General features: G+C 63.8%; 5 protein-coding genes. 2 read left to right on the top strand and 3 right to left on the bottom strand.

Annotated features, from left to right (window positions below):
- The 3 genes from D2V17_RS14570 to D2V17_RS14580 form a co-directional block, all read right to left on the bottom strand.
- On the bottom strand, positions 1 to 873 hold an 873-nt coding region (locus D2V17_RS14570; RefSeq protein ID WP_147367428.1), incomplete at its 3' end, for a TolC family protein.
- Positions 874 to 876: 3 nt separating this feature from the next.
- On the bottom strand, positions 877 to 4,017 hold the full coding sequence (locus D2V17_RS14575) for an efflux RND transporter permease subunit (RefSeq protein ID WP_119593540.1): 3,141 nt from the start codon (positions 4,015 to 4,017) through the stop codon (positions 877 to 879).
- 3 nt (positions 4,018 to 4,020) lie between these two features.
- Entirely contained in the window at positions 4,021 to 5,061 is a 1,041-nt protein-coding gene (locus D2V17_RS14580; protein ID WP_191229208.1) for an efflux RND transporter periplasmic adaptor subunit, read from the bottom strand.
- Between the two features lie 57 nt (positions 5,062 to 5,118).
- On the opposite strand from D2V17_RS14580, the gene D2V17_RS14585 reads away from it, so the two are divergent.
- Entirely contained in the window at positions 5,119 to 6,522 is a 1,404-nt protein-coding gene (locus tag D2V17_RS14585; protein WP_119593542.1) for an NAD(P)/FAD-dependent oxidoreductase, read from the top strand.
- Between the two features lie 300 nt (positions 6,523 to 6,822).
- On the top strand, positions 6,823 to 8,079 hold the full coding sequence (locus tag D2V17_RS14590; RefSeq protein ID WP_119592595.1) for an IS701 family transposase: 1,257 nt from the start codon (positions 6,823 to 6,825) through the stop codon (positions 8,077 to 8,079).
- The last annotated feature ends 87 nt before the right edge of the window (positions 8,080 to 8,166 follow it).

An 8,166-nucleotide genomic window follows, 5' to 3' on the forward strand; every position in this document is an offset into this window, starting at 1 on the left:
AGGCAGCCCGGCAGGCGGCGGCGTTGGCATGCGCGGCAAGTCAATTCCCGAGGCGAACTCGGCCGCGGGATAGCGCCCGACCAGTAGTTCGAGAGCACGGATCGCCTCGCGCCGCGCGCCCTGTGCCCGTGCGAGAGCCTCGCGCGCCTGTTCGAGATTGGCGCGGATCAGTGCCAGATCGCCATCCATCGCGACGCCCTCGCGGACCTGCAGACCCACCAGGCGATGCAGATGTTCGAGCGTATCAACCGCTTCCTCGGCCAGCCCCACCTGCCGCGAAGCCTCGATCGAGACCAGATAGGCGCGCGCCACGCCCGCGGCAATCGATTGCCGGGCCGCGAAATAGTCGGCGCGGGCAGCCGCCTCGTTCTCGAGCGCGGCATACCAGCCATCGCTGATCCTGCCCCACAGGTCGATTTCCCAACTCGCCTGCGCCAGTCCCAGAAAGCTGGTGCTGTCATATTCGATGCTGGACGGCACCGGCAGTCCGGCCTGCCCGCCGATTTCGATATCATCGATCTCGATATGGCTGCGCGAACCCAGGCCGACCGCCTGAACGGCCGGACGCAGCCCGGAACGCGCCTGACGGGCAAGTGCTGCGGCGCGCTGGACCTGCGCCGCGGCGGCCTGAAGATCACTGTTCTTCTCCTGCGCTTCGGCCACGAGCGCGGCGAGGCGCGGGTCGCCGAAGGCGGCGACCCATCCGTCCGCGACCGGCCCTGCGGCATCGGCGACTGCCCGCCAGCGTTCCGGCAAAGGCGGCAGGGCCGCGCGGGCGGGTGCGACCGGACCATCGCCGACCCTGTCGGGATGCGAGCAGCCTGACACCAGCATCAGGCCGAGCAACATGGCGGTGAGAGGGACGATGCGCATGGTTCAACTTGCCCCCTGTGGCTCGGCTGCGGTCTCGTCAGGGCCGATCTTGAAGAAGATTGCATAGAGGACCGGCACCACGAACAGGGTCAGTACCGTCCCGAAGGCCAGCCCGAAGGCCAGGACCACGGCCATCGCCTTGAAGAAGGCGTCGAACAGCAGTGGGATGACGCCGAGTACCGTCGTCAGCGAACTCAGGATGACCGGGCGGGCGCGATCATAGGCTGCCTCAATGATGGCATCGAAACGCGGTTTGCCCTCGCCGATCTCGATATCCATCTGATCGACCAGCACGATCGCGTTCTTGATCAGCAGGCCCGAGAGCGAGAGCACACCGAGAATGGCGATGAACTCCATCGCTATGCCGGTGAAGAGCAGGCCGATGGTTACGCCGATGATCGCCAGCGGCACGATCATGAAAATGATCACCGGCTGGCGCACTGCGTTGAACAGCACGATTACCACCAGCACCATGCCGATGACACCGAGCGGGACCACGCCAATCAGCGAATCGATCGCCTCGGTGCTCGTTCCTTCCTGGCCGTCCCATTCGAAATGGTAGCTGGAAGGCAGTTCGATCGCCTCGACGTCTCCGCGCACGCGATCGAGCAGACGGTTGGCGGTTTCGCCCGGCGCGGGATCGGCCTGGGCGTTGATTGCCCAGCGCTGATCGATCCGCTGAATCTGCGAATGACGCCAGCGGGTCTCGAAACCGTCGATCACTTCCTGCAGCGGAAGCGAGGCGCCGCTGGCGCTGAACACCTGGATTGCTTCCATGTTCTGCGCGTCGCGCGTTTCGCTTTCGGGCGAGCGGGCGATGATCGGGATCAGGTCGTCGCCCTCGCGGAAGACGCCTATCGGACGGCCCGCGAACGTGCCCTGCAAGGCCTCGGCCACGTCCTCGCGGCTGACGCCAAGGCGACGCGCGCGCGTTTCGGAATAGAGCGGGTGGATGACCGGCACCTGCTCGCGCCAGTCATCCTTCACGAGGATGGCCGCTTCGTCCTCGGCGAAGACATCCTTGGCCTGCTGCGCCAGGCTCTGCAGAACCGCCGGATCGGGCCCCGAAAACTGCGCCTCGATCTTCGAGCCGCCACCCGGCCCCAGTTCGAACAGCCAGACCTTGGCGCGCGCTTCGGGGGCGTTCTTTTGCAAATAGGCATGCACATCTGCCTGCAGCCGCTCGAGCGTCGAGGCGTCCTCAACCCGCAGGATCATCTGGCCGAAGGAGGATGTCGGCGCCTCGGGCTGATAGACCAGCTTGTAACGCAAGGTACCCATGCCGACCACGGTCTGAACGTCAGTAACGCCGTCCATCGTCGCCAGATCCTCCTCAATCTCCTCCAGGTCGGCATTGGTCCGCTCGATATCGGTGCCCGCAGGCAGCCAGTAATCGACCATCAAATGCGGCGTGGTGGAGGCGGGAAAGAAACCCTGTTCCACGAACGCGAAGCCCACAAGGGAGACGGCGAACAACCCCCCGGTCAGGCCCATGGTACGCCAGCGATGGCGCAGCGCGCGCGCGAGCCATTCGCGATAGGCGGTGCCGATCCGGCCGGCTTCGCGCTGCGGGGCGGCCTCGTCCTCGAGACCGTCGTGGCCTGCATCGAATCCTGTCTCCCGATCAGTGCCGGAAGCGGCAGCATCCTCCTCCTTCTCGAACAGCCAGTTGGCGAGAAAAGGCGCTACGGTGACCGCGAAGAACCACGAGAACAAGAGCGAGATCATCATCACCCAGAACAGGTGATTGGTGTATTCGGCGACCTGCCCGGGGGCGAGGCCGATCGGGGCGAAGGCGATGATGCCGACCAGCGTGCCTCCTAGTAGCGGCCACAGCATCTGGCCCACGATCGCGCGCGCCGCCTCCAGCCTGTTTTTGCCCTGCTTGAGGCCGACGAGCATCCCCTCGACCACGACGATGGCGTTGTCCACCATCATTCCCAGCGCGATGATCAGCGCGCCCAGCGAGATGCGGTGCATCGGTATCCCGCCGGCATTCATCCCAGCCAGCGTCGCCGCGACGGTGAGCATGAGCACGGCGCCGATGACCACGGCCGAGCGCCAGCCCATGAAGATCAGCAGCGTGACCACCACGATGACGAGCGCCGTCGCGACATTGATCACGAAATCGCCGATCGCGTCCGACACCACCTTGCCCTGGTGGTAGAATTCGTGGATCTCGATGCCGATCGGGCGGTCGCTCTCGCTCGCGCGCAGCTTGGCTTCGATCGCCTCGCCGACCTCGACCACATTTGTGCCGGTCGCATTCGAGATGCCCATGCCCACCGCCGGCCTGCCATTGTAGCGCAGGATCTGCATCGGCGGATCGACATAGCCGCGCGTCACGCGGGCCAGATCGCCCAGTCTCACGACCGCGCCTTCCTGGCCGGTCATCACCGGCAGATCGCGCAATTCCTCGACCGAATCGATCTCGCCGGTGGGAACGATCTCCAGACGCTGGTCGCCGACGCGCACGCTGCCCGCTGCGACGACGGAATTCTGCTGTGCTAGATCCTGATAGACGCTCTGCACCGACAGCCCCAGCGCCGCGACCCGCTCGCGCATGATCTCGACATAGAAGGCCTCGCGTTGCTCGCCCGACAGCACCACCTTGCCCACACCCTCCACACCGCTCAGGTCGGTGCGCAGCTTTTCGGCATAGTCGTACAGCTCGGCCGGCGAATAACCATCGGCGGTTAGCATGTAGAAGATGCCGAAGACGTCGCCGAAATCGTCGTTGACGATCGAGGGACCTGCCCCGGGCGGAAGCAGCCGGGCGGCATCGGCCACGCGGTTGCGCAGCTTGGTCCAGACGATCTGGAGCTGTTCCTTGTTGCGCCCGAACTCGTACTTGATCTCCACCTCGATGCGCGACTGGCCCGCCTCGGAGGTCGAAACAATCTCCTTCACCTCCTGCATCTGCCCGATCTCCCGCTCGAGACGCTGGGTGACCTCGGTGGCGACCTCCATCGGCGATCCGCCAGGATAGGGTGTTACCACGACAGCGCGGCGGATGGTGAACTCGGGATCCTCGAAGCGCGGCAGCGACCCATAGGCCGCCATCCCGGCAACGATCGTCCCGATGATGACGAGCAGGATGAGCAGGCGATTCCTGATCGAGAAGACGGCGGGATTAAACGACATGGCTCAGTCCCGCTCGTAGGGGCGGACTTTCATCCCCTCTTCGAGATTGGCCACGCCAGCAGCCACTATCAGGTCTCCGCGGCCGATGCCGGCAGTTACAGGCAGCATTCCGCCTGCTCCCTTGCCTACGGTGACGCGGCGCAGCGCGATGGCTCCCGTCCTGCGGTCCACGCGCCAGACGAATGTCTTTTCGTCACGCCCAACGATCGCTTCCAGTGGCACAGCCGGCATCTCGGCATCATCGGTATCGAGCTCGACATGCAGCGTTCCCGTCATGCCCGGCAGGATCAGCGCGCCGGAAGGCGGATCGAACAGGAACGTCGCCTCGTAGGTGAGCGACTGACGCGTGGCGTCGGTGGCGAACGAGCCGAACCGGGCCGCGAACCGCCTGTCGGGAAGACTGTCGAGCGCGATCGCCGCGTTGATCGGGGCCCGCTGCTCGGCATTGGCAACGATGGACGAGGGAACCTGGACCACCACCTTGGCGGAACCGGCGGTCTGTAAGGTCACGACCGGCTGCTGCGGCGAAACATATTCGAACGGCTCGGTCAGTCGCCTGGCCACGCGGCCCGAAAAGGGCGCCCGCAAGACGGTCTTCTCCAACTGCTCGCGCGCATTGTCAAGTTCGGCTCGCGCAGTGTCGCGCTGCGTTTCGCGCTGAACGTGCACTGCCCGCGGAATCGCGCCTTCGCCGACCAGCGCGTCGGCGCGGCGGAATGCATCCTGTGCCGCCTCGTACTGTTCGCGTGCCTGGACGAGCTGGTTGCGCGCGATGGTCTGGTCGAGCTGCGCGATCACCGTGCCGGCCCTGACGGAATCGCCCTGGTCCACCGTCAGCCGGACGATCTTGCCCGGCACATCGAAGGTTAGATCCGAAGATGTGCTTGCCTCGATGATCGCGGGAAACTCGTAAGTCCTCGCCTGACCGCCTGCCGCCACGGTGTAGAGTTTGACCGGACGCCGATCGGCCTCCTCCGGAATGGGAGCATCGTCGCAACCTGCAACAAGGCATGCGAAAATTAGCGAAACGAATATGCGCAGCATGAAGAATTTGGGTCCGAAAATGGTTCGGCGCGAATCAGACTTTGACATGCGCCCAAAATGAAACGAATAAGTTTACATATCATCGCTCGTCGCAATAGGAAGACCCAATTGCAAGGCCAAACGCTTTCGCTGAACCTGTCTCATCCCGAATCGACGAACCGCCCCCGGGTCGTCATCGTCGGCGCCGGTTTCGGCGGCATGGCTGCGGCGCGCGCTCTTCGCGGCAATGCCGCGGAAGTGACGCTGATCGACCAAACCAATCATCACCTGTTTCAACCGCTGCTATACCAGGTCGCGACTGCGGCGCTTTCCCCGTCCGATATCGCTATGGCCACCCGTGTGCTGATGCGCGGCGGGTCAAACCTAAGTGTGTTGATGGCGGAGGTTACAGGCGTCGATATCAGGGCGCGCTCGGTGCTGCTGCGCGATGGGCATCGGTTGCCATACGATTATCTCGTACTCGCCACGGGATCGGCCTCGAGCTTTTTTGGACAGGACAACTGGCGCGAACACACGCTGGTTCTCAAGACGATTGAGGATGCGCTTGCCATCCGCGCGCGGTTGCTGGAAGCGTTCGAGCGGGCCGAGCAGTCGACCGACGACGCAGAGATACGACGCCTCCTGACCTTTGCTATTGTTGGGGGCGGCCCAACTGGCGTGGAACTGGCTGGGACCATCTCCGAACTCGCACGCGCGACTTTGGCGCGCGATTTCTCTCGCATCGATCCGCGCGACACGCGTGTGGTCCTATGCGAGGCGGGCGGCCGTTTGCTGTCGGGTTTCGATCCCGCGCTTTCGACCTATGCGACCGAAGCTCTAACCTCGATGGGGGTGGAGGTGCGGATTGGCACGGCCGTCGAGGCAATCGATCCCACCGGCGTGGTGCTCGGTAGCGAGCGGATAGATACCGGAGCCGTGCTGTGGTGTGCCGGCACTGAGGCCCGTCCGGCTGCTGAATGGCTTGGAATCGATGGGGTCCGCAACGGGGCTGTAACGGTCCGGTCCGATTGTTCGGTGCCGGGTCATCCAAACATCTTTGCGATCGGGGACGTCGCAAGTTTCGAAGCAGGCGGCGACGAGCGCTTGCTGGCTCTTGCACCAGTTGCCAAGCAGCAGGGCACATATGTCGGGAAGCTGCTCGCGGCCCGTATCGCCGGTCGGCGCGAGCCCGGCGCCTTCCGCTACCGCGACTATGGTACCATGGCGGTGATCGGGCGCTCGCGTGCGGCGGCGCAATTCGGCAGGCTCCGGCTCACGGGATTTCTCGCCTGGCTGGTCTGGTCACTTATACATTTGATGCTGCTTGTGGACTTTCGCAGCCGCCTGGTCGTCTATGTCAACTGGGCTTGGGCATGGTTTACTTACGGACGCGGGGCGCGGTTGTTGACGGGATCAACCACAAGCGATGCCCGGCAGCCGCCGCTCAGCGACCCAGAAAGCGGGCGGCCCGATGACAAGTAGCGGTCTCAGCCAATATTCAAATAGTTGACCATGATGAAAGCATGCTCCCGCACCGCCATCTAGGACCATTCGAAGGCTCGCCTGGCCTCGCTATCCATCACCTGCAAGTTGTCGCGACCTAGCTTGCACTTGATCGCAGGAAGCGCTCGAAGCCAAACCGCATCTAAGATCAGCGTATCTGTCTTTGGCGTCGATCTACCTCAGTTGACTAGCACTACTTTGGCAGAAATCTGATTTTTGGGATTCCCAAGGTGGGATTCCAGTGATTCATAGGGAGCCAGCTTTTCGAAGGGGCTGGCGATGGATACGGATTGGCGTGGCGAACTGGACGAGTGGTTGGCACCGTTTGTAGCGGCGTTGCGACACAAGACGCGTGGCCGGATGTGTCCGGCGTATATCGCGGGACTGATCGGCCCGGGGGATCGCAAAAGCATACAGCCGATGGCCGCCCGGACAGATGATGTCAGCTACGATCGGCTGCATCATTTCATCGCCAGCGGCGTGTGGGACGAAGCACCGCTGGAGGCAGCTCTGCTCGCCGAGGCCGACCGGCAGGTAGGCGGCGAGAAGGCCTGGCTGATCATCGACGACACGGCGCTGCCCAAGAAGGGGCGCCATTCCGTCGGCGTGGCGCCGCAATATGCGTCGGCACTGGGCAAGAATGCCAACTGCCAGACGCTGGTGTCGGTGACGCTGGCATCTGGCGAAGTCCCCATCATGGTCGGCCTGCGCCTGTTCCTGCCCGAGAGCTGGACCGGAGACGTGGCCCGCCTGGAACGGACTGGAGTTCCTCTCGATTGCTGCCCCTACAGGACCAAGCCCGAGATCGCGCTCGCTGAGATCGATCGGGTCGGCGCTGCGGGTGTTCGTTTCGGCTGTGTCCTGGCGGATGCGGGCTATGGCATGTCCGCACCGTTCCGACAGGGGCTGAGTGAGCGCGGGCTTGCATGGGCGGTGGGCATACCTTTCAGACAGAAGGTCTACCCCGCCGATGTTGGGATGATCTTCCCGATCGCTGGAAGAGGTCGCCCTCGCAAGAACGCCATCCCCGACGCAAAATCGATATCCGCCAAGGCAATGCTGGAGATGGCAAGGTGGCGCAAGGTGAGTTGGCGGCGCGGGACCAAAGGGCCACTCTCGGCGCGGTTCGCTGCCGTTCGCGTGCGTGTCGCCGATGGTCCGCCCCAGCGCATCCGGGACATGGGTGCGCAACATCTGCCCGGCGAGGAGGTGTGGTTGGTCGGGGAGCATCGCTCGACTGGCGAGCGCAAATACTACCTCTCCAACCTGCCTGCCAGCACGCCAATCAGGCAGCTTGCCGGCGCCATCAAGGCCCGCTGGGTCTGTGAGCAGGGGCATCAGCAACTCAAGGAAGAACTCGGCCTCGATCACTTCGAGGGTAGATCATGGAAGGGGCTGCACCGACACGCGCTGATGTCCATGATCGCCCTGGCCTTCTTGCAGACCCAGCGCCTCAAGCAGGCCAAGGGGGAAAAAAAGGACTGCCGGTCCGCCTCCACAGCCGAGCTTACCAGCGATCAGACAGGCCATCATTGACCGCTTCTCCAAGCCACCGGATCGGCCATGCCCGCACTGCGGTCGCTGCATATCTGACCCGACACCAGAAAATCTGCCAAAGTAGTG

Origin of the sequence: Aurantiacibacter xanthus, assembly GCF_003584015.1 — a bacterium.
In the GTDB taxonomy this organism is placed as follows: Bacteria; Pseudomonadota; Alphaproteobacteria; order Sphingomonadales; family Sphingomonadaceae; genus Alteraurantiacibacter; species Alteraurantiacibacter xanthus.

Coding starts and splice junctions, on each gene's coding strand:
- D2V17_RS14585 (WP_119593542.1), top strand. CDS start 5,119: ATGAAACGAATAAGTTTACATATCATCGCTCGTCGCAATAGGAAGACC.
- D2V17_RS14580 (WP_191229208.1), bottom strand. CDS start 5,061: ATGCTGCGCATATTCGTTTCGCTAATTTTCGCATGCCTTGTTGCAGGT.
- D2V17_RS14575 (WP_119593540.1), bottom strand. CDS start 4,017: ATGTCGTTTAATCCCGCCGTCTTCTCGATCAGGAATCGCCTGCTCATC.
- D2V17_RS14590 (WP_119592595.1), top strand. CDS start 6,823: ATGGATACGGATTGGCGTGGCGAACTGGACGAGTGGTTGGCACCGTTT.